This window comes from Bradyrhizobium huanghuaihaiense (assembly GCF_025200885.1).
Lineage (GTDB): Bacteria > Pseudomonadota > Alphaproteobacteria > Rhizobiales > Xanthobacteraceae > Bradyrhizobium > Bradyrhizobium huanghuaihaiense.
This window is the reverse complement of the sequence record NZ_CP104172.1, coordinates 4,066,147-4,092,511: the sequence shown is the minus strand read 5'-3', so window position 1 is coordinate 4,092,511 and position 26,365 is coordinate 4,066,147. Positions and strand designations below refer to the sequence as shown.

26 protein-coding genes are annotated in these 26,365 nt (G+C 65.0%); 7 read left to right on the top strand and 19 right to left on the bottom strand.

Annotation, left to right across the window (positions count from 1 at the left end; genetic code table 11):
• The first annotated feature begins 158 nt into the window (after positions 1–158).
• A complete protein-coding gene (locus tag N2603_RS19545) occupies positions 159–620 on the top strand; it encodes a PEGA domain-containing protein (protein ID WP_260390016.1) in 462 nt (153 codons plus the stop codon).
• A 58-nt stretch (positions 621–678) separates the two neighbouring features.
• Here the strand turns inward: N2603_RS19545 and clpA are convergent, their stop codons facing one another.
• From clpA to N2603_RS19530, 3 genes are all read right to left on the bottom strand, one after another.
• Positions 679–3,090, bottom strand: a complete 2,412-nt coding sequence (clpA, locus tag N2603_RS19540; protein ID WP_018646921.1) for an ATP-dependent Clp protease ATP-binding subunit ClpA — start codon at positions 3,088–3,090, stop codon at positions 679–681.
• Between the two features lie 294 nt (positions 3,091–3,384).
• Positions 3,385–3,717 (bottom strand): ATP-dependent Clp protease adapter ClpS, encoded by a 333-nt coding sequence (clpS, locus tag N2603_RS19535; RefSeq protein ID WP_026312603.1) that lies wholly within the window; start codon positions 3,715–3,717, stop codon positions 3,385–3,387.
• Between the two features lie 733 nt (positions 3,718–4,450).
• Positions 4,451–4,789: a phasin family protein gene (locus N2603_RS19530; protein WP_018647402.1), complete on the bottom strand. Its 339-nt coding sequence runs from the start codon at positions 4,787–4,789 to the stop codon at positions 4,451–4,453.
• A 387-nt stretch (positions 4,790–5,176) separates the two neighbouring features.
• On the opposite strand from N2603_RS19530, the gene N2603_RS19525 reads away from it, so the two are divergent.
• Complete coding sequence (locus N2603_RS19525) at positions 5,177–7,024, top strand: D-alanyl-D-alanine carboxypeptidase (RefSeq protein ID WP_260390015.1); 1,848 nt, start codon at positions 5,177–5,179, stop codon at positions 7,022–7,024.
• Between the two features lie 216 nt (positions 7,025–7,240).
• Here N2603_RS19525 and N2603_RS19520 read toward each other — a convergent pair whose 3' ends face one another.
• From N2603_RS19520 to N2603_RS19505, 4 genes are all read right to left on the bottom strand, one after another.
• The gene (locus N2603_RS19520) at positions 7,241–7,966 is read right to left on the bottom strand and encodes a DnaJ domain-containing protein (RefSeq protein ID WP_018647400.1); all 726 of its coding nucleotides are present in this window, start codon (positions 7,964–7,966) and stop codon (positions 7,241–7,243) included.
• 65 nt (positions 7,967–8,031) lie between these two features.
• Entirely contained in the window at positions 8,032–8,778 is a 747-nt protein-coding gene (locus tag N2603_RS19515) for a vWA domain-containing protein (protein ID WP_018647399.1), read from the bottom strand.
• A 124-nt stretch (positions 8,779–8,902) separates the two neighbouring features.
• Positions 8,903–9,763 (bottom strand): alpha/beta fold hydrolase, encoded by an 861-nt coding sequence (locus N2603_RS19510; protein WP_018647398.1) that lies wholly within the window; start codon positions 9,761–9,763, stop codon positions 8,903–8,905.
• 340 nt (positions 9,764–10,103) lie between these two features.
• Positions 10,104–11,027, bottom strand: coding sequence for a division plane positioning ATPase MipZ (locus N2603_RS19505; protein ID WP_260390014.1), 924 nt, complete (start codon positions 11,025–11,027; stop codon positions 10,104–10,106).
• 283 nt (positions 11,028–11,310) lie between these two features.
• Here N2603_RS19505 and panC point away from each other — a divergent pair, with 283 nt between their 5' ends.
• Entirely contained in the window at positions 11,311–12,162 is an 852-nt protein-coding gene (gene panC, locus N2603_RS19500; protein WP_260390013.1) for a pantoate--beta-alanine ligase, read from the top strand.
• On the opposite strand, the gene N2603_RS19495 is transcribed toward panC, so the two are convergent.
• The 5 genes from N2603_RS19495 to N2603_RS19475 form a co-directional block, all read right to left on the bottom strand.
• Complete coding sequence (locus N2603_RS19495) at positions 12,159–12,599, bottom strand: DUF1489 family protein (RefSeq protein ID WP_018647395.1); 441 nt, start codon at positions 12,597–12,599, stop codon at positions 12,159–12,161. The genes panC and N2603_RS19495 overlap by 4 nt on opposite strands.
• Positions 12,600–12,641: 42 nt before the next feature.
• Complete coding sequence (locus N2603_RS19490) at positions 12,642–13,637, bottom strand: hypothetical protein (protein ID WP_260390012.1); 996 nt, start codon at positions 13,635–13,637, stop codon at positions 12,642–12,644.
• A gap of 157 nt (positions 13,638–13,794) precedes the next feature.
• Positions 13,795–13,998, bottom strand: a complete 204-nt coding sequence (locus N2603_RS19485; RefSeq protein WP_018647393.1) for a hypothetical protein — start codon at positions 13,996–13,998, stop codon at positions 13,795–13,797.
• A gap of 188 nt (positions 13,999–14,186) precedes the next feature.
• Positions 14,187–14,555 (bottom strand): YidB family protein, encoded by a 369-nt coding sequence (locus N2603_RS19480; protein WP_260390011.1) that lies wholly within the window; start codon positions 14,553–14,555, stop codon positions 14,187–14,189.
• An 85-nt stretch (positions 14,556–14,640) separates the two neighbouring features.
• On the bottom strand, positions 14,641–15,303 hold the full coding sequence (locus N2603_RS19475) for a glutathione S-transferase family protein (RefSeq protein WP_260390010.1): 663 nt from the start codon (positions 15,301–15,303) through the stop codon (positions 14,641–14,643).
• A gap of 123 nt (positions 15,304–15,426) precedes the next feature.
• On the opposite strand from N2603_RS19475, the gene N2603_RS19470 reads away from it, so the two are divergent.
• Positions 15,427–16,143, top strand: coding sequence for a DUF599 domain-containing protein (locus N2603_RS19470; RefSeq protein WP_260390009.1), 717 nt, complete (start codon positions 15,427–15,429; stop codon positions 16,141–16,143).
• A 946-nt stretch (positions 16,144–17,089) separates the two neighbouring features.
• Here the strand turns inward: N2603_RS19470 and N2603_RS19465 are convergent.
• The 4 genes from N2603_RS19465 to mgtE form a co-directional block, all read right to left on the bottom strand.
• Complete coding sequence (locus N2603_RS19465) at positions 17,090–18,088, bottom strand: hypothetical protein (protein ID WP_260390008.1); 999 nt, start codon at positions 18,086–18,088, stop codon at positions 17,090–17,092.
• A 49-nt stretch (positions 18,089–18,137) separates the two neighbouring features.
• The gene (locus tag N2603_RS19460; RefSeq protein WP_260390007.1) at positions 18,138–18,956 is read right to left on the bottom strand and encodes an aldo/keto reductase; all 819 of its coding nucleotides are present in this window, start codon (positions 18,954–18,956) and stop codon (positions 18,138–18,140) included.
• A gap of 140 nt (positions 18,957–19,096) precedes the next feature.
• Positions 19,097–19,399: a helix-turn-helix domain-containing protein gene (locus N2603_RS19455; protein ID WP_260390006.1), complete on the bottom strand. Its 303-nt coding sequence runs from the start codon at positions 19,397–19,399 to the stop codon at positions 19,097–19,099.
• A 240-nt stretch (positions 19,400–19,639) separates the two neighbouring features.
• The gene (mgtE, locus tag N2603_RS19450) at positions 19,640–21,061 is read right to left on the bottom strand and encodes a magnesium transporter (RefSeq protein ID WP_018647386.1); all 1,422 of its coding nucleotides are present in this window, start codon (positions 21,059–21,061) and stop codon (positions 19,640–19,642) included.
• Between the two features lie 116 nt (positions 21,062–21,177).
• Between mgtE and N2603_RS19445 the strand changes: the two genes are divergently transcribed.
• Together N2603_RS19445 and N2603_RS19440 are read left to right on the top strand one after the other, a co-directional pair.
• Entirely contained in the window at positions 21,178–21,951 is a 774-nt protein-coding gene (locus N2603_RS19445) for a polysaccharide deacetylase family protein (RefSeq protein WP_026312693.1), read from the top strand.
• Between the two features lie 157 nt (positions 21,952–22,108).
• Positions 22,109–23,368 carry a polysaccharide deacetylase family protein gene (locus tag N2603_RS19440; protein WP_260390005.1) on the top strand — a complete coding sequence of 420 codons (1,260 nt, stop codon included), beginning with the start codon at positions 22,109–22,111 and terminating at the stop codon, positions 23,366–23,368.
• A gap of 5 nt (positions 23,369–23,373) precedes the next feature.
• Here the strand turns inward: N2603_RS19440 and N2603_RS19435 are convergent, their stop codons facing one another.
• The gene (locus N2603_RS19435; RefSeq protein ID WP_018647383.1) at positions 23,374–23,748 is read right to left on the bottom strand and encodes a hypothetical protein; all 375 of its coding nucleotides are present in this window, start codon (positions 23,746–23,748) and stop codon (positions 23,374–23,376) included.
• Positions 23,749–24,024: 276 nt separating this feature from the next.
• On the opposite strand from N2603_RS19435, the gene N2603_RS19430 reads away from it, so the two are divergent.
• Positions 24,025–24,282, top strand: coding sequence for a hypothetical protein (locus N2603_RS19430; protein WP_018647382.1), 258 nt, complete (start codon positions 24,025–24,027; stop codon positions 24,280–24,282).
• Positions 24,283–24,324: 42 nt separating this feature from the next.
• On the opposite strand, the gene N2603_RS19425 is transcribed toward N2603_RS19430, so the two are convergent.
• Together N2603_RS19425 and N2603_RS19420 are read right to left on the bottom strand one after the other, a co-directional pair.
• Positions 24,325–25,539: an ABC transporter substrate-binding protein gene (locus N2603_RS19425; protein ID WP_260390004.1), complete on the bottom strand. Its 1,215-nt coding sequence runs from the start codon at positions 25,537–25,539 to the stop codon at positions 24,325–24,327.
• Positions 25,540–25,640: 101 nt separating this feature from the next.
• On the bottom strand, positions 25,641–26,327 hold the full coding sequence (locus tag N2603_RS19420; protein WP_260390003.1) for a DJ-1/PfpI family protein: 687 nt from the start codon (positions 26,325–26,327) through the stop codon (positions 25,641–25,643).
• Positions 26,328–26,365 lie beyond the last annotated feature (38 nt).

Sequence of the window (26,365 nt, the reverse complement as noted above, 5' to 3'; positions counted from 1 at the left end):
GGCGCGGCGCAGAGCATGTCCGGGTGCAGGACGGGCAGTGGATGAAGGGGAATGAGGCTGCGCCCACAACCTGTGCGTGGCTTAACCATCTGGACTAACGAAGTATTGCTCTCGCGCCCTGGTTGCGCTTCATTGCGGCGGGGAATAAGGGGCATTTCATGCGTTCATTTGGAATTGTGGCGCTCAGCGTCATGCTGGGCGGCTGCGCGTCCGTCACGCGCGGCACGACGGAAAATATCAGCATCTCATCGACACCTTCAGGCGTGGAAGCCGTGGTCAGCGGAATGGAGGTTCCGACCACCTGCACGACGCCCTGCTCCGTGGTCGTCAAGCGAAACGCCGACATCTCGATCACCTTCCAGAAGGAAGGTTACGAGCCGCAGGTCGTGCCGCTCAGCCGGGACATCCAGACCGGCGGCGCGGCGGGCTTTGCCGGCAATCTCCTGCTGGGCGGTGTCGTCGGCATGGGCGTCGATGCTGCGACCGGGGCTGCGACCGATCACAAGCCCAATCCGGTCATCGTGACAATGCAGCCGGCAGCCCCTGCCCGCAGCGCGCGACCGCCGGCGCCGAAGAAACCGCGGCCGCCGGCGGCGCCTCCGCCAGACACCGGCACCTAGACACGCAAACAAAAAGGCCGGCTGTTCAGCCGGCCTTTTCGATTCATGTCGCTCGCGATCAAGCCTTGACCAGCGGGCCCTTGGAGGTCGGCCCCTTCGAGCCGCCGGGACCGCCCGGCTTGTTGGACTTGCCCGGCGGGCGCTTGCGGGTGCCGGGCAGCTTTTCCTGCTTCGGCGTGACCGGGCCCTCGACGAACTCGAAGCCGATCTTGTCCTTGGTCTCGTCGGCCTCGTCCTTGACGAGAACGACGCGGACGTGGCCGCCGCCTTTCAGCTTGCCGAACAGCACCTCGTCGGCCAGCGGCTTCTTGATGTGCTCCTGAATCACGCGGGCCATGGGACGTGCGCCCATCTGCTCGTCGTAACCATGCTGCACCAGCCAGGCCTTGGCGGGCTCTGACAGCTCGATGGTGACGTCGCGGTCGCCGAGCTGCGCCTCCAGCTGAAGCACGAACTTCTCGACGACGGTGCCGATCACCTCGACGCTGAGATGGCCGAACGAGACGATGGCATCGAGACGGTTGCGGAATTCCGGCGCGAACTGCCGGTTGATGGCCTCGTGGTCGTCGCCTTCCCGCTTCGAGCGCGTGAAGCCGAACGCCTGCTTGGCGAGATCCGAAGCACCCGCATTCGTGGTCATGATCAGGATCACGTTGCGGAAATTGACCTGCTTGCCGTTGTGGTCGGTGAGCCGGCCGTGATCCATAATCTGGAGCAGCACGTTGTAGAGGTCGGGATGCGCCTTCTCGATTTCATCGAGCAGCACCACGCAATGCGGATGCTGGTCGACGCCGTCGGTCAGCAGGCCGCCCTGGTCGAAGCCGACATAGCCGGGAGGCGCGCCGATCAGGCGCGATACGGTATGCCGCTCCATGTATTCGGACATGTCGAAGCGCAACAGCTCGACGCCGAGCGACGCCGCGAGCTGCTTTGCGACCTCGGTCTTGCCGACGCCGGTCGGACCCGAGAACAGGTAGCAGCCGATCGGCTTCTCCGGTTCGCGCAGCCCGGCGCGTGCCAGCTTGATCGAGGCGGCGAGCGACTCGATCGCCTTGTCCTGGCCGAACACGGTGCGCTTCAGCGTCTGCTCGAGATGCTTGAGCACCTCGGCATCATCCTTCGACACGCTCTTCGGCGGGATCCGCGCCATCGAGGCGATCGTGGTCTCGATCTCCTTGATGCCGATGGTCTTCTTGCGCTTGTTCTCGGCGACCAGCATCTGCGCCGCACCGGACTCGTCGATCACGTCGATCGCCTTGTCGGGCAGCTTGCGGTCGTGGATGTAGCGCGAGGAAAGCTGCACCGCGGCCTCGATCGCCTCATTGGTGTACTTCAGCCGGTGGTAGTCCTCGAAATACGGCTTGAGGCCCTTGAGGATCGCGATGGCGTCTTCAACCGTCGGCTCGTTGATGTCGATCTTCTGGAAGCGCCGCACCAGCGCGCGGTCCTTCTCGAAGTGCTGGCGATACTCCTTGTAGGTGGTCGAACCCATGCAGCGGATCGTGCCCGAGGCCAGCGCCGGCTTGAGCAGGTTCGACGCATCCATTGCGCCGCCCGACGTCGCGCCCGCACCGATCACGGTGTGGATCTCGTCGATGAACAGGATCGCGTTGGGATGCGCTTCGAGCTCCTTGAGCACCTGCTTCAGACGCTCTTCGAAATCGCCGCGATAGCGCGTGCCGGCGAGCAGCGTGCCCATGTCCAGCGAGAACACGGTCGCAGCCGCCAGAACTTCCGGCACCTCGCTGTCGACGATGCGCTTGGCGAGGCCTTCGGCGATCGCGGTCTTGCCGACGCCGGCTTCGCCGACGAACAGCGGATTGTTCTTCTGCCGGCGGCACAGCACCTGGATCGCGCGATTGATCTCGGAATTGCGTCCGATCACCGGGTCGATCTTGCCGTCACGCGCCTTCTTGTTGAGGTTGACGCAATAGGTCTCGAGCGCCTCGCCCTTCTTCTTGGCGTCCTCGGTGCCCTTGGTCTCGGTTTCCTCGTCGACGCCGCGCACGGGGCGCGCCTCTGAGACGCCCGGCCGCTTGGCGATGCCGTGGCTGATGTAGTTGACCGCATCGTAGCGCGTCATGTCCTGCTCTTGCAGGAAGTAAGCGGCATGACTCTCGCGTTCGGCGAAGATCGCGATCAGCACGTTGGCGCCGGTCACCTCTTCGCGACCTGACGACTGCACATGGATCACCGCGCGCTGGATCACGCGCTGGAAACCGGCGGTCGGCTTGGCATCGTCGGCGCCATCCGTCACCAGGTTCTCGAATTCGGTCTCAAGATAATTGACGAGGCTCGTGCGGAGCTTGTCGAGATCGACGCTGCAGGCGCGCATGACGGCGGCTGCATCGGAGTCATCGATCAGGGAGAGCAGGAGATGCTCGAGCGTCGCGTATTGGTGATGACGCTCGTTTGCGATCGCCAGCGCACGATGCAGGGATTGTTCAAGGCTTTGGGAAAAAGTCGGCATTCGCGTCCTCTATGGCCCCCACCATCATGATCGCCATCGCCCGGTCAGGCAACAACAACCTTTGTCACATATAGTTATACAAGATCGCGGCGAAAGACCGGTTCCGCGACTCGGCAGCTAGCCACCCGGGCTATTTTCAATGCAAAACCCGTTCCGATTTGGGCAGGGCGGCGCCGGTGCAGAATTCCTCAAATCCTGCCGGCTGCAGCAGACATCGCGCGCAGGCATCACGCGACAATCACCTTGCAACAGACACGAGAGCCGTCCTCAAGACGCGCCGTAAGGTAACTTACCTTACTTCTTTTCCATCACGCATTGCAGCGGATGCTGGTGCTTGCGGGCGAAATCCATCACCTGCGTCACCTTCGTCTCGGCGATCTCGTAGGTGAACACGCCGCACTCCCCGATACCGTGATGGTGAACGTGCAGCATGATCTTGGTCGCCGCCTCGACGTCCTTCTGGAAGAACTTCTCCAGCACATGGACGACAAATTCCATCGGCGTGTAGTCGTCGTTCAGGATCAGCACGCGGTACAGGTTCGGCCGCTTGGTCTTCGGCTTGACCTTGGTGATGACAGAGGTGTTCGGACCCGTCGGATTGCCGGAACGGTTCTCGTCATTGCTCATCCGGGGAGCGGGAGCGGCGATGGCCGCGGACAGGTCGAGTCTGGACAACAGTTGCGGCATGGCTCAGGCGTTCAAATTCCCCACGGAAGCGTATGACGGTCCGCCGCGGAGCCCCGCCCTTCGGAGCTTCACACGGGCGCGCCGCCTCGTTGGATCGCCGCTTCCAACCGGTCCGGTCCAAGCCGTATCGGTCGTCAACAATATGGGCCCGCCCCCGGCTCGCCGCAAGCGTGCAAAGGTCCGGCCGATGCGGCCGCGACGGTCCCGATTCCTGATCCGGACGATCCTGACCGAGGTTAATCAATCCGGGCCGATTTGACAAAATCTTCCGCGCCGCCTGGTTAGAACATGTTGATCAGGAACCGGCCGGACAACTGAACTGTGACGGTTTCGCGCCGGGTCATCTCCGGACTTCTACGGTCCAGTCGCACGGCCGGTTGAATCGCGTGGCGCGAAATCGGGCAAGGAAGAAGCTGCGCGAAACGCGGTCCCCCACGAGCATCATGATCTTCGTGCAGGTGAGCGCCAGGAGCGAACCGATGACGCGCGTACGGCAATATCGCGCGAGAGTGCCGACAATCTCGATCCGAAGCACGTCGAACGGACCGCCGGCGCATCGAGGAAGATCTCCGCCGGTCGAAGCTGCGCGCGGCGCGCTGGGACGATCCGTCGTGAACAAACGAAAAGCCCGGCTGTTCAGCCGGGCTTTTGCTTCCAGAATATCCGGGAAAGCTTAGTTGGCGGCCGGGGTGAACTTCGACACGATGGTCTCGACCGGCTTGAACGCCTGCTTGGCGAGGTCGTTGTAAAGGCCGGCGATCTTCTGCGATTCCGCGACGAAGGTCTCGTAGGCGGAACGGGCGAAGTCGGTCTGGGCTTCCATGGCCTTGTCCAGCGACTTCACGCCGGAAAGCTTCTCGACGAAGGACTTGGTGTCTTCAAACGACTTCTTGGTGTAGTCGCCATAGGCGCTGGCGATCGCCTGGAGGCCGTGCTGCACCGAGGTCGCGGAGGCAACGCACTGCTCGAAGTGCTCTTTCCCGTAGTTCTGAAAGTCTTCAACCTTGAACATTTCGGAATCCTTTTCCCTGGCTCTCGTCGGGAAGCCCCGGCTCCCTGACTGTGCCCATAATTAGTGCAACGCACAATAAAGTCAAGAATCTTGTGCGTCGCACAAAAACTAGATGCAAATCGCGGAGATTCCCGGGGTTTCCCGCAAGGGTTCTTTAAGCTTTTGGAAACCGCGGCCCCCTACCCTGATTCCCTGGACGTGTTCAGCTTCTGCAATCGGCCAAAGCCGTTTGAGAACATCACCTTAGCCAGAACAGCGGCTCAGGCCCAACGTTCCCCGCAGCGAACACCCGCGGAGGGACAGCCTGAGCAGGTAATGATCCCGGGTCGATGGGCACAATTTCGCCTCACGGGCCGGTGATCAAGTCAGAAACGGGGACGGGGTTCCATGCTTCGTAAAAACTTGTCTTCCTCGCGCTTGGCGCGGGTTGGCGTTTTCGGGCTTCTTACGGTCACCACCGCAGTCATCTTCACCACCGATGCTGCCGAGGCGCGGCGCCACCGGCGCCACTACGCGCACCACCGGGTGCAGCGCGACGTATCCGAGAGCTCCAGCCCGAAATTCGCGTCCATCATCGTCGACGGCAATTCCGGCGCGGTGCTTCAGTCGAACAACCCGGACGGAATCCGTCACCCGGCCTCGCTCACCAAGATCATGACGCTCTACCTGCTGTTCGAGCGTCTCGAGTCCGGCAAGATGAAGCTCGACACCGAGATGCCGGTGTCCCAGCATGCCGCCGATCAGGATCCGACCAAGCTCAACCTGCGCGCCGGCCAGACCATCCGCGTCGAGGACGCGATCAAGGGTCTCGTCACCCGCTCCGCCAACGACGCCGCCGTGGTCATCGCGGAAGCGATCGCGGGCGATGAAGACGACTTCGCCCAGATGATGACGCGCAAGGCGCGCTCGCTCGGCATGTCCCGGACGGTCTACCGCAACGCCAACGGTCTTCCGAACGACGAGCAGGTCACGACCGCACGCGACCAGGCCACGCTCGGCCGCGCCATCCAGGAGCGCTTCCCGCGCTACTATCGCTATTTCGCCACCTCGACGTTCAACTGGCGCGGCCAGTCGATCCGCAACCACAATCACCTGCTCGGCAGCGTGGAAGGCGTCGACGGCATCAAGACCGGCTACACCCGCGCCTCCGGCTTCAACCTCGTGTCCTCGATGCGCCGCGGCAACCGCCATTTGATCGGCGTGGTGCTGGGCGGCCGCAGCGGCGGCTCGCGCGACGCCATCATGCGCAACCTGCTCGCGGAGAACCTCGAGAAGGGCGCGACCACGCACACCGTTGCCGCCGTCACCGAGCGCAATGGCGCTGACGCCTCCACCGACGTTGCCGACGCCTCGGATACTCCCTCGGCCCGGCCCGCTCCGCAGGTCCAGGCCGCGGCCCCTGCTCCCGAGGCCGCCCCGTCGCGTCTCGCTGCGCGCCTGTCGACGCTTGCCGCGGCGACGGCCGCGGTGCCGCCGGCCCCGCCCAAGCCGGAAGCCAGCAAGCCCGAGGTCCGGCCGACTGAATCCAAGATCGAGCCCGCCCCGCTCACCAATGGCGTGATCTCGAGCCAGCCGCTCTCCATCATCCCCGGCTCGTCCGAGCCGATGAAGCCGGTCCGGGTCAAGACCGTCCAGGTCAAGGCCGGCGCCGTCAAGGTCGCCTCCGCCGCCCCGGCTCCGGTCGCACCGCAGGTCACGAGCACGATTGCCTCCCGCTCCGACGTCGCGGAAACCTCCGGCGCCGTCGTCGCCCGCGCCGATCTGATCAACAAGCCCGAGCCCCAGAGCCAGCCGGAAGCGCCGAAGGCGGACGTCGCCCGTACTGAGCTGCCGCGCCAGCCGGCCGGCTTCGGCACCGGTAATGGCATCCTCGGCGTGCTGCCGGCGACAACCGCCGCCGCGCCCGCCCCAGCCGCTCCGAAGCTTGCCTCCGCCGATCCGGCGCCGCAGCCGATCCAGATGAGCGCCACCACCAAGCCGGCCGTCCACAGCGGCTGGATCGTCCAGGTCGGCGCGCTCGAGAGCGAGAACGAAGCCCAGCAGCGCATCGACGCAGCGCGCAGCTCGGCCCGCGGACTGCTCAGCAAGGCCGATCCGTTCACCGAGCCTGTCGTCGCCAAGGACAATCGCAAGCTCTACCGCGCCCGTTTCGCCGGGCTCGAGCGCGACCAGGCCGAAGCCGTCTGCCGCGCCCTGAAGCGCGCCGACATCTCCTGCATCACGGTCCGCAACTGATCGTCTGAACCGCCCCAATCAAAATGCCCGCGCCTTGCGCGGGCATTTTTGTTTTCGGCATGCGCCGAGCCTGTTCCGCGACAACCTCTCGTCAACAATTTACGGTTAAATTTTTACTCAAGGGATCGACCACGCCGACAATGGCGGGCATCGGGGCGACGACAGACAGAGCAGCGGAGCTCACGCGGTACGGGCGTTTGTAGCGTGGTTCCGGAGTTAGCCGTTATGCGTGCGAAGCAGAGTATCCTTGGCCTCGTTTACCCGAGCAGCGAGATACGTCGAGCCCCCCTGGTCGGGATGGAGTTTCTTCATCAGGGATTTGTGGGCCCGGCTGATGTCGTCGCGCCCCGCCCCCGGCTGCAAGCCAAGGATCTGATAGGCTTCCTCCGCCGTCATTTTGCCACTCGCCGCCGTGCGGCGCTGCCCCCCTGCCGCATTGCCCTGCGCGTTCTGACGCCAAGCGGGAAACCGGCGGTCCAGATAGCTTTCGAGTAAGGCCACGCTCTCGGCGTCGAACGCCGGGACCATCGCCAAGAGGCCCGCGAGATCGAACTCGTCGAGATCGCGCCCCGCGTGAGGTCCGGCGACGATCCGGCCGCCGAGCTGGCCGGAATCGTGGTCGAGCCGCATGTCGAGGAATTGCGAGCGCACCCGCGAGGCCTGCCCGGACGCGGGCGCAGCGCCGCCGCCAAACAGCCCGCCGATGTTGCCGAAGCCGGCATTCGCCAATGGCGTCCAACCGAGCAGCCCGGCGCCGAAAATTCCGAGCGGAATTGCCACCGCCAGCTCGCCCCGCAAGCCCGTGAACGCCGCGACCGCCAGCGCCACAACACCACCGCCAAACTTGATGGTTCGCGCCAGCACCGCCGGATTGGCGGAACGGAACATCTGAAGCAACAGATAAAGCGTGATAACGGCGACGGCGCCGGCGATCAGGGTCATGGCCGGAATATAGTCGGCCTTGCGCCAAAATGCATGGCGTTCGCCGCCGAAGGCCAGCCTGAGCGCTATTTCATCTGGCCGATCAACATCGCCGCGCCGTTCGTGGTCGTCGCCAGCTTCAGCAGCGCCTCGCGGCCGCCGGCGGCATAGGCGGCAGCCGCACGCAACAGCTCTCGAAGCTGCGCCGCCGCGCCCGGATCGAACCGGCACCAGGCACCGCCGGTCAGACGCGCAATCTCGCGAAAAGCTTTTTCGGCCACGGCATCGTGGCCTTCCTGAAACAGGAAGACGGGCACCTTGAGCATGCCGAGCTCGCCGGCCTTGGCGCAGAGCTCGTCGATCTGCTCCTCCATGGCGTCGCCGACGAAGACGACGGCGCGCACGCCGGATGCGACTGCCTCGCGCCGTGCCTCGCTCAACACCTTGCCGATCTGGGTGTCGCCGCCGCGGCAATCGATCTTGCTCATCAGCGTCGCCAGTTTGGCGCTGTCGGAGATCCACCCTGAGGCGCGGCACTCGTTGAAGCCGCGATAGTAGACCAGGCGGATGTCGAGACTGCCGAGCGCCGCGGTTTCGCGAAACATGTCGGCCTGGAGCGCGCAGGCCATGTCCCAGGTCGGCTGCCGGCTCATCGTCGCGTCCAGCGCGAAGATCAGCCGCCCCTTTGCACCGGGCGCATGAGGCGACAAGGCACGCGCCTTCGCGACGAAGGCAGCAATGTCCTCCGAGGTCGACGTGCTAGCCTGCGGCACCGCGCCGCCGGCCTTCGTCGAAACGGCGTCACCGCGCGGCTTGATGGGTTCGCCCGACATCGCTGCTCAACCAAGCGTGGGCGACTAATGTGGTGAAGGCAGGCAGCCCGGTCAATGTGCAAAGCCCCCGCGGGCGGACGCCGGCGGGGGCTTTGAAGATCGGTATCGGCCTTTCAGTGAGGCGTCAGCTCTTGGCGGGTGCCATCAGGGCGACCGGACCGGGCTCGAGGATCTTGGGCGGGGACGACTGCGTGTCGACCGGCGCGACCTCGCTGTCCGTCGCGCTCAGGAACTTGTCGAGCATGCCCTGGATCGAGTTCTTGGCCGCATCCGGACCAGTGTCGCGCATGTCGTTGTGCTGGAATTCGGTCTTCACGACCTGGATGCCCGCCTTCTCGCATTCCTCGTCCGTCGGGATCACGCCCGCATCGGCCTTGAACTGCGGATCGGTGGAGCGGAACGACAGGATCTTGAACTTGCCGGCGGTGACGAAGGGCACGCGCAGATTGTCGAGCGTGACGACCTTCTTGACCTCGTCGGGATATTGCTTGGCGAAGTACATGGTGATGTCGCCGCCCATGGAGTGGCCGACCATCGTCACCTTGTCGTAGTCGGCGTTGGGCTGAACCTTCTTCATCTCCTGCATGGCGAGATGAATGTTGGCGACACCGCGCAGGATCTGCGGCAGCCGGCCGACATAGAGCTCGCCGGGCTTGGTCACCATCGGAGGATCGGTCGGCAGATCATGCTGCGGGCTCACGACCATGTAGCCGCGCGCAGCGAAGATGTTGGCGAGGAAGCCGTACTCGGTGTTCTTGACGGTATTGCCGTGATTGATCACCGCGACCGGCAGCGTGATCATGCCGGCATTGGCCTGCATTTCCTTGTCGCGGCGCACCGCGATGTCGACAGGCACGGGACGGTTGTCGCGCGAAGCGTCGTAGAAGGTGATGGTCTCGTGCTTGATCGCCCACTTGCTCGCCGTGAAATAGGCGATGCCGCAGAGGGCACTGACCGAAACCAGAACGGCAATTCCACGCTTCATTTTCGTCCTCAGCCTCAGGCTCTTACGGCCTGAATCCCTGTTGAAAATCGTGTTCTTCCGAGGCTCTTCGGCCCCTGGTCGCCTATTCCCTAATATATGTCACAGCAGCGTGACAGGAAGGCTAAATATTGTGAACCGCCAGCCCTTTCATTGTGCGGCGCACTCGTTTCTTGGGCACCCCATTCCCATACCGCTACGTCAGGATGCAGGTCACCATCCGACGCAACCAGTCGCGATGGGGTTCAATTTCGCAGTAAATATGGGGTGAAACGGCCGAGCGCCGGCTTGGTTCCGGGCAGGAACCGAGCTCTAGATGGACCGGAAGTAGCGATATACCGCCTCAGGCGCCGAGGATGTCGTGAACCTCGAGCGGCTTATCGACCTGGCTGAACCATTCGGCGCGATTTGCCGCACGGCGGCGGCCGCGCTCGTCGAGCGGCAGCTTGAGCTGTCGGAGCAGGCTCGTCACCTCCTCCCGCGCAGTGAGATGGCCGAGATTGGGCCGCATGCCGAGCGTGGCCTCGTCGATCTCGTCGAGGGCGGTCAGGCCGCGCGGGAAGAACTCGCGGTAGACGACGCGCTCGGCGAAGCCGTCGACATAGCGGAAGCCGAGCCGCAGCGATAAATCCTTCAATCCGTCGGCAACGAGCTGCTTGTTGCGGGAGCCGAGCATGGACAGGCGGTTGCGCACCACGATCCAGTCGGTGGTCGAGCCGTCGAGCTGGCGGCGCTTGCGGCGGCTATCCCTCACCATCTCGGCATAGTGGCTCTCGCCCGTCACCGCGTAGTTGGCGGGGTCGACGGTACCGAGCACATCGAAATCGAGGAAGCTGTCGTTGATCGGCGTGACCAGCGTGTCGGCCATCGAATGGGCGAGCCGCATCAGGTAGCTGTCGGTGCCGGGCGTGTCGATGACGATGAAATCGAAGCTGCTCTCGACCGCCGAAACCGCCTCCATGAACTGCAGGAACTCGGAGTTCTCGTTCTCGGCAATCTGCATGGTCTCGCCGAGCTTGATGCAGCGGTGCACCGGCAGCTCGAGGTCAAGCTTGGTGCGGCGGGCCCAGGCGGCGCGGTTGTCGATGTAGTGGGTGAAGCTTTGCTGGCGACAGTCGAGGTCGATGGTGGCGACGCGCTGACCGGCCTTCAGGAGCGCAACGGCGATGTGCAAGGCGGTGGTCGATTTGCCGGAGCCGCCCTTCTCGTTGCCGAGCACGACAACATGCGCCGAGCCTGACTGGCCTTGGCTTGCTTGGACGAGCATAGCGATCCTCAACACCCCTAACGAATATCTTCGAGTCGGCCGCGTCTGCGGTCAAGTGAAATGCGTGACAGGTAATGCAAATCGCAGCGCGCCGTTCTTCATCATGAATGGCGGCGCCATTCATCGTCTGTGATCCAGCCCACAACGTCGCGATATCGCGCGTGGCTTTGCGCGGGATGCTGTGCCGCATGCGGGTGCATGGCGTCCACGACTGCCACTTGTTAAGGTTAGCCGGCCAGGCGCCGAGCCGTTCCCCGCTGATTCCCAACCCCGCCGAGTCCTGATGTCGCCAAGTCCCCTGATCGCCCGCACGGTCCCCGCGCTCCGGCGCGCCGTCGACAATCTTCGCAAGCGAAAGGCCACGATCGCGCTGGTCCCGACCATGGGGGCGCTCCATGACGGGCATGTGTCGCTGGTGCGTCTCGCCAAACGGCGGGCCAGCCGCGTCGTGGTGTCGATCTTCGTCAATCCGACCCAGTTCGCTCCGACCGAGGACTTCGGTGCCTATCCGCGCACCTGGAAGTCGGACATCGCCAAGCTCGCGGCCGAGGATGTCGACATCGTCTGGCATCCCGGCGTCGAGGCCATGTACCCGGAAGGCTTTGCCACCCGCATCGTGCCCCAGGGGCCGGCGCTGGCCGGCCTCGAGGACCGCTTCCGGCCGCACTTCTTCGGCGGCGTCGCCACCGTCGTCGGCAAGCTGTTCACGCAATGCCGGCCGGATGTCGCGATCTTCGGCGAGAAGGACTTTCAGCAATTGCGGGTGGTGACGCAGATGGCGCGCGATCTCGACCTCGGCGTCAAGGTGATCGGCTCCCGCACCGTGCGCGAGCGCGACGGGCTCGCGATGTCATCGCGCAACGTCTACCTCTCGGCTGAGGAGCGGCAGACCGCGACCACGCTCTACCGCGCCATGAAGGAGAGCGCCGGCCGCATCCGAACCGGCGAAGCCATCGCGCCCGCGATGGCGCGCGGGGCCGAGATGATCAAGGCCGCCGGCTTTGCGCTCGACTATTACGAGGCCCGCCATGCCGCGACGCTGGCAGAGGTCACCTCGCGCAAGGACGGGCCGCTGCGTATCCTGGTCGCGGCCAAGCTCGGCACCACCAGGCTGATCGACAATATCGCGGTTTAGAGCAATCCGAGATCGCGCAGCTCGCGCCGCATCGGCTCCGGCATGGCCGCAATCGAGCCGGCGGCAGACTTGCCGAGATCGGCCGGCACGGAATCCTCTGTGAGATAGCGCCAGCCCTGGAACGGGCGCATCGGCCGCGGCGAGACCGAGATCACCTTCGGCTGCATCACGATGCGGCAGCGCCCGATGCCGTCCTTGTCGCGGAACGGCTCGATGCCGATGATCTTTTCGCGTGCCGCGATCTCGCCCTTGATGACCCAATAGAGCGATCCGCCGGCGAGGATCTCGGCGTCACGCTTGGGCACCATGCGGGTGATGTGGATGTGGTGTTGCGGCAGACCCTTCTTCTTGGCGGTCTGCATCCGTTCGGCCACCCACTCCTTCAATTCCTTGACGGAGTCGCAGCCGACGGCGAGCTTGATCAGATGGAGTGGCATGCCCCAGCATTAGCCGGGCAGCCACGCATTTGGAATGCCGAACTACTGGTTATCCGCAGCCGGAGCAGCCGGCGCGGAAGCCGGCGGCGCGAGCGGAACCGGTGCTGCCGCGGGCGCACGCGCGGCCTTCGGCGCCGGCGGCTTCTTGGCAGCCGGTGCCGCGGGTGCCGCAGCCTGCGCCGAGGTCGCGGCCGGTGCGCGCGGTGCTGCTGGCGCAGCGCCAGCGGCAGGCGCCGCCTGCTTCGTCGCCGCAGTGGGCGGCTCCGGATTCATGATGCTCACCGGAGGCGTCGACGAGGCGCTCGGGAACTCCGCATTGGTCGGCTTGCCCGTCGGCATCGACGGCGGCAACCCCGCGAGCGTGGCAGTGGCGGGCATCGACGGCGCCGCCCCGGGGGCATTCCAGGTCGGCGCATAGCGTGCGACCAGCGTGTCGTAGAGATGGGACTCCATGTTGGCGGCGACCTGCTGCTGATCGGTCAGCGAGCGGAAGGCGGCACAATCGAACTGCGTGCAGCCGTCGCGCGCGACCAGCACCTGCGCGACGAGGCCGTAGCGATCGCGCTCCAGCGACTTGCGCAGCACCTTCATGTCGAGCGTCAGGCTCTTGTCGGCGGTGGCGGCATCGCCGAGCGCGGTGAGCCGGTCGATCCTGGCCGCGGTGTAGGCGACGGCCGCCGCTGCCGTGTCGGGTGCGCCGAACAGCGCCTTCTCGCAGCCCGCGGCCACGGCATCACCGGCGAGACCGTCGAGACAGGACAATGCCGGCAGGCTCGCGGCAACCGCGGCCTGTGCGCGCGATTCGATCGGCGTGTCCTGCCCCGCCGTTCCATAGACGTGAACCATGGCAGCCCCGGCGATCGCGATGGACAGCAGCGTGATGACCGTCAGCGCGCCGTTGGCGAGCGACTTCTCGGCGCGGAGCAGCGTGATCAGCAGGATCAATCCGAAGAATCCGGCCGCGACCAGCGTCATCCACATCGGAAGGGCCGGCGAGCGCCAGATTTGGTCGAGCGAAGTGGCCGATGCCCAGTTCATGCGCGACGTCCCCTCACGCGAGCAAAGAGCGAATGGTCAAAGCGAGCACCGCGAGTCGGCAACTGCCCCCGCCCCACCCTGCGAAGGCGAAGCGGGCCTTTTGACGGCGAGCGGAGCAAATTCGTCCGCGATGGCAATGGGCGGTGCCGGCGGCGCGTCAGGACAGCGCCAGCTGACTTTCCTTGGCGACCCGTTCGAACGCTTCCGTCGAGCTCTTGATCCGGTATTGGCAGTCGTCGCCTTCCGTCGGCAGCAGGCGGATGACCTCGTACGAGCCGCTGGCAGCGGGGCGCGCGACGTTGCTGGCCGTGAACAGAACGCGCGTTCCAACGGGGAATTTGTGCTTCAACACCCTCTCCATTACTCAAACAACGCCTGCCTCGCCCATGGTCCCACTGCGATGGCCGGCCGGAAACCCGCGTGCTGTATAGCATGCATGCGGCGTTTTTGACCAGCCTCATGCAAGCCTGGTGAATGCACAAATTTTGAAGTCTTTTCAGGACGATAACAGGGAACCGCGGCCCCCTTTGATATCGCTGGAACCAGGCCCTACGCGGTATGGGGCAGATGGCCCTGCGGGCTGGCCTGGTCGACAGCCTTGGGCAGTTCCTGGGCGAGGATCTCACCGAGCTGGTCGACCGGGATGTTGTAGCGGGCGGCGAGCTGGCGGACGGTGTCGTTGCCAAGCACGGCGCGGAGCTGGTCGGCCGAGATCGGCAAATTGTGGCCGTTGCCGAGCCAGGATTTGACCTGGTCGCCGAAGCCCGCCTGCTGGAGCTTTGCGACGATCGCGCTGAGGCCGCCCTGGTTGTTGCTGCCGAGCAGTTCGTTCAGCACGGCCGGCAGCACGGCGGCACCAAGCTGGCCAAGTGCGCTGCGGAGCGCGGGATTGTTTTCCAGCGAGTCCAGGATCCCCATGGCGCCCTCTCCTAAGCCGTCGTTGCACCGTGATTGAGCGCCGCTATCAGACATGCCGTCAAGCCGCGCTCAATCACAATCATGCTTACGCGTCCTCGAACTTCGCGATGAGAAGCGTTTCGGCAATCCCCTCGCGGGTCCATTCCTGGAACGCCGGCAGCGCCATCATCGCATCCATGTAAGCCTTGGTGTCCGGCGCGACGTCGATCGAATAGGTGCGGAAGCGGTGCACGACCGGGGCATACATCGCATCTGCCGCGCCGAAGCGGCCGAACAGGAACGGTCCCTTGGCTCCATAACGCGCCCGGCACTCGCGCCAGATCTCCTCGATGCGCGCGACGTTGGCCTTCGCATCGGCCGACAGCGCCACGGGACGGATCGGCCGGTGCAGGTTCATGCCGCATTCGCTGCGCAGCGGCACGAAGCCGGAATGCATCTCGGCGCAGACCGAACGAGCATGGGCGCGGGCCGCGGCGTCGTCGGGCCACAGCTTCTTCTCCGGGTAACGCTCGGCGATGTATTCGATGATGGCGAGCGAATCCCACACAGTCACGTCGCCGTCGACGAGCACGGGCACCTTGCCGGCGCGGCTGAAGGACAGAATCTTTTCCTTGTCGGCGGGATCGTCGGTGTAGAGCGGGATCAGGGTCTCCACGAATGGGATGTCGTTCGCGCGCAGCGCGAGCCAGGGCCGCATCGACCATGACGAGTAGTTCTTGTTGCCGATCGCGAGCTTGAGCGTTGCCATGTCACCAGTCCTTCCCGAGACGTCTTGAAGCGAGCTGCTTTTAACGCCATCGCCTGCCGCCAATCAATCGTTGCTGCGCCCGCCCATGCGTGGCAATCGTTGCGATCCCCGAGGGAGCAACACATGAGCAGGCACTGGGTCGACATCACGGCGGTCGGCTTCTTCATCATCGAATGGCTGGCCTATGCCCTGACGCTGGAACACTCGGCCTATGGCCGCGGCAGCCTGTCGGCGCGCATGAACCGCTATCGCGAGGTCTGGGTGCGCCGCCTGCTCGACCGCGAAACGCGCATGGTCGACATGCAGATCATGGCCTCGCTCCAGAACGGCACCGCCTTCTTCGCCTCCACCAGCCTGTTCGCGCTCGGCGGCGCGCTGGCGCTGCTGCACGCCACCAACGATGCGATCACGATTCTGAGCAAGCTGCCGATCGATCTCAGCACCTCGCCGGCGATGTGGGAGCTGAAATGCGTTGGCCTCGTGCTGATCTGTGTCTACGCTTTCTTCAAGTTCGCCTGGGCCTATCGCCTGTTCAACTATGTCGCGATCCTGTTCGGCGGCATGCCGCCCGCTTCGCAACGCGACACGCCGGCGGCCGAAGCCCACGTCATCCGCACCTCGCGCGTGTTCGAATCCGCCGGTCGCCATTTCAACCGCGGCCAGCGCGCCTTCTTCTTCGCGCTCGGCTATCTCGGCTGGTTCGTCAGCCCCTGGGTGCTGTTCGTGACCACGGCCGCGGTGGTGATCGTGACGTGGCGGCGCCAGTTCGCGTCCAGCGCCTGGGCGGCGATGGCGCCGGAGGCGGGCGATGGTGAGGAGATCAAGAAGCGCGGTCATTGAAGCTCTCGTATCCCGGACAAGCTGCAACGCGTAAAGCGTTGCGGCGCAGAGCCGGGACCCAGAGCGCCACACGGACTGCTCGGGGGATGGGCCCCGGCTCTGCAGCGCATCGCTGAAGAAGCGCTGCGCTGCGTCCGGGGCACGGGAGCGCAATGTGCGCGCATACTCTCTCCACGTCGTCATTGCGAGCGCAGCGAAGCAATCCAGAATCCCTCCGCGGAAACACTCTGGATTGCTTCGCTGCGCTCGCAATGACGGAGTGTGTGGCATCTGCGTCGTTCTCCAAATACCGCCGTCATTCCCCGCCTTGTGCGCAATTGCGCACTGGAGCAGGGAATCCTGTACCCCGCGGCTCCTCGGCTGAACCACGACTGTCTCGGAGAAAATGACGACCACATGATCGCCCCTCAAGGATGAGCCGGGATGAGCAATATCTACGACAAATCCGAATTTCGGTAAAGTGGAATATTTTTGGCGCAAGGGCCTGACAGTGACATCCACCGAAAACGTCGGCTGGTTTGCCCGTCGGACAATGACGCCGGGGCCGCGTGGAAAATCCATGAAACGGGCAGTCGAAGGCTGGACTGTCTGATCTCTCGTTGTCATTGTATTCGCGGTTTCCGGCAGAGCCACGAGCGCCGGGCCAGGAAACGACCTATGGTTTTTCAGGGGGCAAAATGAAGAATAAGGTTTTGATTGCTGCCGTCGCGGCGGTTTTGGGGGCATCGACGGCGAAGGCAGCTCCGCTCTACGAGTGCCATGGCGATCCGTCCTGCCAGGCCAAACGCGACAGCATGTCTCGTGCGACATATGACAGAAACATCAGGCGATGCCTCGCCTCCGCGGGTGCCACGATCGAGCAATGGCGGGCCCATGCCGTCCCGAGAGGACCCGCCGACAAAGTCCGCGCCTGCCTCGCCGCCAACGGATAACGCGAGCAGGCCCCTTACCCGCCGCCGAAATCCCGCGGGCTGAACGGCAGGTCCAACACCTTCCATTCCTCGTATTTGTCGGCCGGCAGCATCTTGTAGGGCTGGCAGGCCTGCAGCGCGCTCGTTGCGGACTTCACGATGGCCACGCCCTTCGCGGATGGCGGGGCTTCGAGCAGGATCGGCGGGCGCGCCAGCGTGCCGTCGGTGGCGAACACCGTGCGGAGCTTGATGTGCACGTTGTCGGTCGGGTCGACCCCGGCCGGCAGCTTGGCGCAGCCTCTCAAATGACGGCGAAGCGCGGCGATGACTTCGGCCGGCAGCTTGGCTGCAATTGAATCCTTGGCATCGCCGCCATCGTCCTTGGGGGCATCTTTCGGTAGGTCGGGCGGCAGTTCGGGCGGCAGCCCGAGCATGACGCCGTACTTGACGGTGACGTCAGGCTCCGGCGCCTGATAGGCCGGCGGCGGCGCGGCCTGCGGCGGCGGCATCGCCTGTGGCGGCTGCGGCGCCGGCTGGGGCTGCGATGGCTGCGGTGGCTGCGGCGGCGGCAGTTGCGACGGCTGAGGCTGCGGTTGCGGCGGCTGTGGCTGCTGGACCTGTGGCTGCGCGGTCGCCTCAGTTTGCTTCGGCGCCTGCGAAGGTTGCGGCTGCGGCTGTTTCTGCTCCGGTTCGGGCGACGCCTTCTGCTGCGATGATTGCGATGCGGCCTGCTGCTTGGCCGCAGGCTTCGGCGCTGTTTCCGCCTTGTCCTTGTCGCTAAAATCCAGCTTCGGCAGCTTCAGGTCGGGGACCTCTTGCTTTGCCTTCTCCTCTGCCTTCTCTTGGGCCTTCTCCTCCGCCTTGGCCTCCTCCTGCTTCACCTGCTCCGGCGTGACGATGTCGACCGAAACGGTCTCGGGTGCCTGGCTACGAAACGGATGGACCTCGCTGATCACGATGATCAACGCCACCAGCGTCAGATGCGCGATCGCCGACGCTGCAATGTCCGTCCGTATGATCTTCCGCAGTTCCATCGCCCGGTCTTGGGTTGCCGCCCTGCTGTTAGCATACCGCGGTCTCCCCTCAATCCCATTTCGGTGCGAAGCCGAAATCGGTCAGTCGGCCCTTGGGGCTGGCCAGCGCGGCGACCTGCGCCATCTCGTCGTCCGAGAGCTCGAAATCGAAGATATTGATGTTCTCCGACAGGCGTTCGACGCGCGAGGTGCGCGGGATCGCAGCGACATTCTGTTGCAGCAGCCAGCGCAGGCAGACCTGCGCCGGCGTCTTGCGATGCGCGCGACCGATGGCGACGAGGGTCTGGTCGGACTTGATGCGGCCCTTGGCGATGGGGCTGTAGGCAACCAGCGCGAGGCCGTGCTGGTCGCAGGCCGCCCTCACCTTCGCCTGGTCGAGATAAGGATGGAATTCGACCTGGTTGCAGACCAGCGGCTCTGATGACAGCGCCACCGCCTGCTCGATCAACGCCACCGTGAAGTTGGAGACCCCGATGTGGCGGGTCAGCCCCATGCGCTTCGCATGCGACAGCGCGCCAAGCGTCTCCACCAGTGGCACATGCGGATTGGGCCAGTGCAGCAGCAGCAGATCGACGCAGGGAAGCCGCAGGCGCGCGAGGCTCTCCTTGACCGAGCGCTCGAGATCGTGGGGCGCGAAATGGTTGGTCCAGACTTTCGTCGTGAGGAAAATGTCGTCGCGGCGCACGCCTGAGGCGCGTAAGCCGTCGCCGACCTCGCGCTCATTGTCGTAGACCTGGGCGGTGTCGATGTGGCGATAGCCGAGCCGCAGCGCCTGCTCGACCACACGGGCGCAGGTGCGCCCTTCCAGTTCCCAGGTCCCGAGCCCGATCGACGGGATCCTTACGCCATTGGCCTCGACGAACAGCATGAGGAGTCCTCTCTGTTACGCAGCCCCGGCCGACATTATGAACCTCACCCGTCATGGTTGCCAACGGACGTCGGTGCCTGCGGGACGGATATTCAGGGCAATGCTAACAGGAGGTTCGCGCGAAGCCTTGACGTCGGGCCTCAGGCCTTGGCCAGTGCCTGGAACACCGTGTCGGGCGCATGCGCGATCACCGCGAGCAGCGCGCGGGCGGGTCCCCGCGGAGCGCGCTTGCCCTGCTCCCAGTTGCGGATGGTCTCGACGGGAACACCGAGCTTGGCGGCGAACTCCATCTGGGTCAGGCAGGCACGGCGCCGCAGGTCGCGCACCGCGAGCGAAGAGGTGTCGCTGGACGCGGCATTGGCCGCCGGCTGGACCGGAAATTCCTGTCCGTCCCGCAACTCGACGATCCGTCCATCCGCCTTCAGCCGCAACCGCATGTCCATTCCCCCAAGCGCAGGCGATGATGCGGCAGGTCGCTTAAGTTCGGATTAAAGATAGCGAGGTCTCGTGCCCCGGACGCGGCGCAGCGTACCCGGAGCGTGAAAGTGAGGGGGCCCAGCTGCCCGCCGCCGTCATTGCGAGGAGCTCTTGCGACGAAGCAATCCAGACTGCCACCGCGGGGATTCTGGATTGCTTCGCTACGCTCGCAATGACGTGGAGAGAGCCCGGCCTCTCAAGCTCTCCTACTTCAACCCGAACCAGAGCGTCGCGATGCCGAGGAAGGAGAAGAAGCCGACGACATCCGTCACCGTGGTCACGAACGTGCCTGATGCCACCGCAGGGTCGGCCCTAACGCGTTCGAGCGCCATCGGGATCAGGATGCCGCCGAGCGCGCCGGCGACGAGGTTGCAGATGATGGCGAGCCCGATGACGATGCCGAGGCCCGGGATCTTGAACCAGGCGACCGCCGCGATGCCCGTGATCACAGCGAAGGCGAGGCCGTTGACGAGGCCGACCAGGCCTTCGCGCATCACCACGCGCCAGGCGTTGGAGGAGCCGAGCTCGCGCGTCGCCAGCGCGCGCACCGCGACCGTCATGGTCTGGGTCGCGGCATTGCCACCCTGGCTCGCCACGATCGGCGCCAGCACCGCGAGCGCGACCATCTTCTCGAGCTGGCCCTCGAACAGGCCGAGCACGGAGGACGCGAGGAACGCCGTCGCGAGATTGACCAGCAGCCAGTTGAACCGCGCGCGCGCAATGGTGAACACGGTGTCGGACAGTTCTTCGTCGCTGGTGACACCGCCGAGCGCCTTGAGGTCTTCGTCCGCCTCTTCCTCGATGACGTCGACGACGTCGTCAACGGTGATGACGCCGACGAGGCGGTCCTGGGTGTCGAGCACGGGGGCTGCGACCAGATTGTACTTGCCGAACATGCGCGCCACCTCCTCCTGGTCCTCCAGGACGGAGACGCGGCGGCGATCCTCGTCGGTCAGCTCGGTGAGCGGCACTGGACGGCGGGCGCGCAGCAGCACGTCGAGCGAGACCGCACCCTGCCAATGCTGGTCCTTGTCGACCACGTAGATCTCGTAGAAGCGGTCGGGCAGGTCCGGCGTCTCGCGCATGTAGTCGATCGCCTGCCCGACGGTGAAATCCTGGGGCACGGCGATGAACTCGGTCTGCATGCGGCGGCCGGCGGAATTTTCCGGATACAGCAGGCTGCGCTCGAGCGCGACGCGCTCCTGCAGCGGCAGCTTCTCGAGGATCTCCTCCTGCTCGTCCTCGTCGAGGGTCTCCAGCAGCTCGACCGCATCGTCGGATTCGAGCTCGCGGACGCCTTCGGCCACCGTCTCCGGCGGCAGCTCCTCGAGGATCTCCTCGCGCACGGCCTCGTCGACCTCGTTCAGCGCCGAGAAGTCGAAGTCGCGCCCCGTGAGCTCGACCAGGCGGACGCGGTCGTCGGGCGCGAGCGCGCCGATCAGATCGCCGAGGTCCGCCTCGTGCAGCTCCGCGACACAGGCGCGCAGCGCGGCGCTGTCGCCGGCCTCGATCGCATGGGCGATTTCCTCGACGAATTCGTGACGAATCTCGCCGTCTTCATTGCGCATCGGGACGTGGTCGAGTACCGAATCCGCAGCGGATGGGGCACCGTCCATATGTTCATCCATGGTGCGCCTCGCCGTTTGACAGGTTGGAACGAGTGGTCTGAGCTGATGGTTCAGGCAATACCCACAAGGCAACTGCAAGCGCAATGGCAAAGATGCTTCGGCTGAAATGGACATCGATGTCGGCGGGCGCGGTCCTTGCGGCCCTCACCGGCATGGGCTCGGCGGATGCCGCCGAGTGCCCGCGCAAGGATGCGCTCGGTACCTCGCGTATCCTGAGCGTCGATGCCAAGGCCACGCCGCGCGTCGGCCTGAAGAGCTTCCCGCAGACGCTGGCGCTGGCCGATCACGAGGTCGTGCTAACCTTCGACGACGGCCCGCATCCGCCGACGACGTCGAAGGTGCTGGCGGCGCTGGCGCAGGAATGCGTGCGCGCGACGTTCTTCCTGATCGGCCTGCACGCCTCCGAGCACCCCGAGATGGTCAAGCGCATCGCGCGCGAAGGCCATACCATCGGCCATCACACCTTCTCGCATCCGTTCATGGCGCGGATCCCGTTCGACAAGGCCAGGAGCGAGATCGACCGCGGCATCGCAGCCGACGAGATGGCGCTGCACGGGGTCTCGACGACGACGCCCTCGACGCCGTTCTTCCGCTTCCCCTATTTCGAAGCGACGCAAGGACAACTCGACCTGCTGCAATCGCGCGGCATCGTCGTGTTCGGGGCCGATCTCTGGGCCAGCGACTGGAACGAGATGACGCCGGAGCAGGAATTGAAGCTGGTCACCGAGCGCCTCGCTGCGAGCGGCAAGGGTATCATCCTCTTCCACGATCCGAAGGCGCGCACGGCGGCGATCATGCCGGCCTTCCTGCGGTATCTGAAGCAGAACGGGTTTCGGGTGGTTCACGTGGCCCCGGCGGGCACGTCACAGAAAAGCGCCGATGCGCGCTGATGCTGGAATGTCACGGCGGCGCAAAATGGGGTGATTTTGGCCCTATTAACACTCTGTTCATGCTAAGGCATGCAATGATGGAAGGGTATGGCGGCTGAACCGTTTCCAGGCGTCTCCGACCTACTATGGCGGCAATCGCATGAGGCAGACGGGATTCATGATCGGAAGTAGCGTTGTGGTTCGGACGCGATCGTGGATCGTCCTGTGTCTGGGTTTTCTGACCGTGGGCGCACCGGCAGCCTATGCGGCCGACTGCCCCGGCCACCCGGACGCGCTCGGGACGTCCCGCACCCTCGTGGTCGATCCGCGCGAGCATCCGCGCATCGGCACCATGCAGTACCGCGAGACGCTGCCCCTGAAGGACCACGAGGTCGTCCTGACCTTCGACGACGGCCCGCTGCCGAAATATTCCAACCAGGTCCTCAAGATGCTCGACGACGAGTGCATCAAGGCGACCTTCTTCATCATCGGCCAGCAGGCCAAAGCGAACCCGGAAGGCGTGCGCAAGCTGGTCGCGGCGGGACACACCGTCGGCACCCACAGCATGAGCCATCCGCTGACGTTCGACCGGATGCCGGTCGAGAAATACGAGCCCGAGATCAACGGCGGCATCGAGTGGACCTCGGCCGCGATGACCGATCCGTCAAAACTCGCGCCGTTCTTCCGCATTCCCGGCCTGATGCGTGCCGAGGGCGTCGAGAACTATCTGATCTCGCGCGGCATCCAGGTCTGGAGCGCCGATTTCCCGGCCGACGACTGGCGGCATGTGTCGTCCGATCGTGTCTACCAGCTCGCGATCCAGCGGCTGGAGGCCAAGGGCAAGGGCATCCTGCTGCTGCACGACATCCAGGCGCGGACGGTTGCAGCGCTGCCAAAAATCATCCGGGACCTCAAGGCGCGCGGCTATCGCATCGTGCATGTGGTGCCGGCGACAGCGGACCGGCCGGCGACGCCGACCACGCCGGTCGAATGGCTGCTCCATCCGCCGACCGAGACGACGCCGATCGCGCGCTGGCCGTCCGTTCCGAATTTCGTGTTCACCGAGACCCGGACGCTGCCGGCGCCCGCGCTGGCCGACCTCAATGCGCAGACCGAGCACCAGCCGCTGCTGCCGCGCCGGACCAAGGGGCAAACAGATATTGCATCCACCCTGCCCGTGCCCGGCCACGATCTCTTCTCGATTCCGGAGGGCTCGGTCGAGGTGCTGCTCTCCACGACCCTGTCGCGGCGCGCCGCGACGCGGATGGCCATGGCGGCCGAGACGCCCCGCGCGGGCAAGGACAAGGCTGCAAAGGGCAAGGCCGTCAAGCCACACGCTGCCCGGACGGCGCGTGCGGCGCCTGTCACCCCCAAGCATGCCGCGCAAGCCAAGCCCCGCCCGACCCGCGTTGCGACCAGCGTGAAGAAGCGCGCCTAAAGCGGCTATTGCCGCATGATCGCGGCGACGCAGAGCAGCACGATCAGCGCCAGGAAGAACAGGTCCATATAGGACTTGAGCTCGCCATCGCGGCGCAGCCGTGCGACGTCGGCAACGACCTGCTTGCGCGCACTGGTTCCGCCCGAGCCGTCGTTGATCGGGGCCTGAAGACGCTTCGTCTCGGCCTCCAGCTTCTCGATCTTCTGGAAGAAGTAGAACGCACGCAGCGTCGAGGCGGCACGCATGCCGGCATAGACCAGCACCAGGATCGCGAGGATCGCCCGGTTCGGATACTTCTCCATGAAGTTCAGGCTGAAATAGACCACCGCCATGAACGCGAAGTTGGTGACGAAGCGGTAGACGAAGCTGAGAAAAACCATGCTGGCTTGAGCCTTGAGGGCGCACAGGCGGGCGCGCGTGCGAATGCGGGATCGGGGAGCCAGACCGGAACTGCCAGCCGGATCCCTGCAGACGCCCGTCTACGCCAAGATTGTTTCAACAAAGATACCACGGCCCTGCAATTTGCCGCCTTTTAGCCACGCGCTGCCATAATGCAAGGGCGCGCCTGCCGGACGCGGGCCGTCCGCGACGGCTCAATGGCGATTTGGCGGAAGTCGCGTTAGACTGGGCGGCGCCGCCATATCTGGGGTCTGCCGATGCCGAAGAAGGGAATCACGGGCCACGACGAATGGGTTCTGACCGAGGCCCTCGCGACCGCGCTGGTCGCGCTGGAGCAGCTCGCGCCGAAGCACCAGCCGAGCGCGCATATGGACGACATCCGCAAGATGCTCGCGAACGGCAAGGAGCCGGCGGCGGTGAGCCTGCACCTCGCCCAGGCCAAATGCCGCCTGTTTCCGGATATGGATCCGCTGGAGATCTACAAGGAATACGGCATCGGCGAGGAATACGGCTGAGGCGCATTCGCCCCCGGCTCCCTCGCCGGCCTCCGGCCGCCGCTAGTTTCCCGACACCTTGAGCAGCGGGCATTCGCTTTGGCTCAGGGGAAGATAGGCGTCCTCGGCCGGTATCTTCTCGACGACCTTGTAGTAGTCCCAGGGGGTTTTGACGTCCGCGGTCTGCTTGACCTCGACCAGGTAGAAATCGTGCACGAGCTTGTTGTCGGCGCGCAGCCGCGCTCCCCGGGCATAGAAGTCGTCCACCGGCATCGCGCGCATCTTCTCCAGCACGGCGTTCGTCTCGTCCGTTCCGGCCGCAGCCGCGGCCTTTAGATATTGCAGCACGGCGGAGTAGACGGCGGCCTGTGGCGCGGTCGGCATCGCCTTGTGCAGCTTGAAGAACCGCTCGGCGAAGGCGCGCGTCTCCTCATTCAGATTCCAGTACCAGGCCGTGACCGTGGTCAGCCCCTTCGCTGTTTCGACGCCCATGGCGTGGACGTCGGTCAGGAACATCAGCTCGGCGACCGGCTTCTGCGGCCCCGTCGTCATTCCGAACTCGTTCCACTGCTTCATCGAGGTCACGAGCTGCTCGCCGGCATTGGCGAAGGCGACGACCTTCGCCTTCGAGGCCTGGGCCTGCAGCAGGAACGAGCTGTAGTCGGCATTGCCGAGCGGGTGAAAGACCGCGCCGAGCGATTTGGCGCCGGCCGCAGCCAGCACGCGCTGCGACACCTCCACCATGTTGCGCCCGAACGCATAATCGGCCGCGATGAAGAACCAGCTGTCGTAGCCCTGCGACACCAGCCTGCGAACGGATCCTGCGACCAGGTTGTAGTTGTCGTGCAGCCACATCAGGCCAGTGCGCGAACATTGCTTGCCGCCGATATCGGTGGTCCCGACCGCCGAATAGATGACGATCCTGTTCTTGTCGCGCGCGATCGACTGGATCGCGAGCGCCACCGCGGAGTTGCCGACATCGGCCACCATGTCGACGCCGTCAACGTCGAACCATTTGCGCACCACCTGGGCGCCGATATCAGGCTTGTTCTGATGATCGGCAATGACGATGTCGACCTTCAGCCCCGGCGACGTCTTCTGGAAATCCTCGACGGCCAGCTTTGCGGCGACGACCGAGCCGGGTCCGGCGAGGTCCGACAACGGTCCGGCCTGATCATTGACGATGCCGATCCTGATCTGCCCGCCGGAGAACTCGGCGGCCGCGCTTCGCGCAATCAGCGCGACCGGACCCAGCGCCAGGACAAGAGCCAGGCTCATCCGGCAAAGCCGTCGCTGCCACGACCGCAACTCTCCAACACGACAAGGCGCCATTGCCCCCTCCGTTTCAGCATCGCGACGCATGTCGGCGATGACCTGCGCTATCCCCGTTGACCCACGGCCTTCCTGACGAACTCCAGCCGCCGCGCCTGTGACGGCGCCACGCGCTCCTGCATCGCCGCGACGATCGCGGCCGGCGCCGTATCCGGCGAGCCGGCCTCAAACGGTGGCGCGGGATTGTATTCCATGCGGAGCTGGATCATCTCGGCGGCGGCGCGGCCCCGGAGCATCGAGACCAGCGTGAGCGCGAAATCGATTCCCGCCGTGATGCCGCCGCCTGTGATGCGATTGCGATCGATGCACACCCGCTCCCGCGAGACCGAGGCGCCGAAGAACGGCAGAGCATCGACGGCCGTCCAGTGCGTCGCCGCGCGATATCCCTGCAACAGGCCGGCGGCGCCCAGCACGAGCGAGCCGGTGCAGACCGACGTGACGTATCTGGCGCCCCGCTCCTGCTCGCGCAGGAACGCGAGGACCTCCTCGTCGAGCATCAGCTCGTCGGTGCCATAGCCCCCGGGTACACAGATCACGTCGAGCTGCGGACAATCGGCAAAGGTGACGGTCGGCGTCAGCAGGATCACGGAATCGCTCGGCACCGGTTCGATCCGCTTCCAGATCAGATGCACGTTCACGTCGGGCAGACTGGAGAAGACCTGCGCCGGACCGGTGAGATCGAGCTGGGTGACGCGGGGAAAAACCAGAAGACCGATCTGCAACGGACCCGACATGACCAACCTCGACATCGCGCTTGACGATGGCAGCCTGC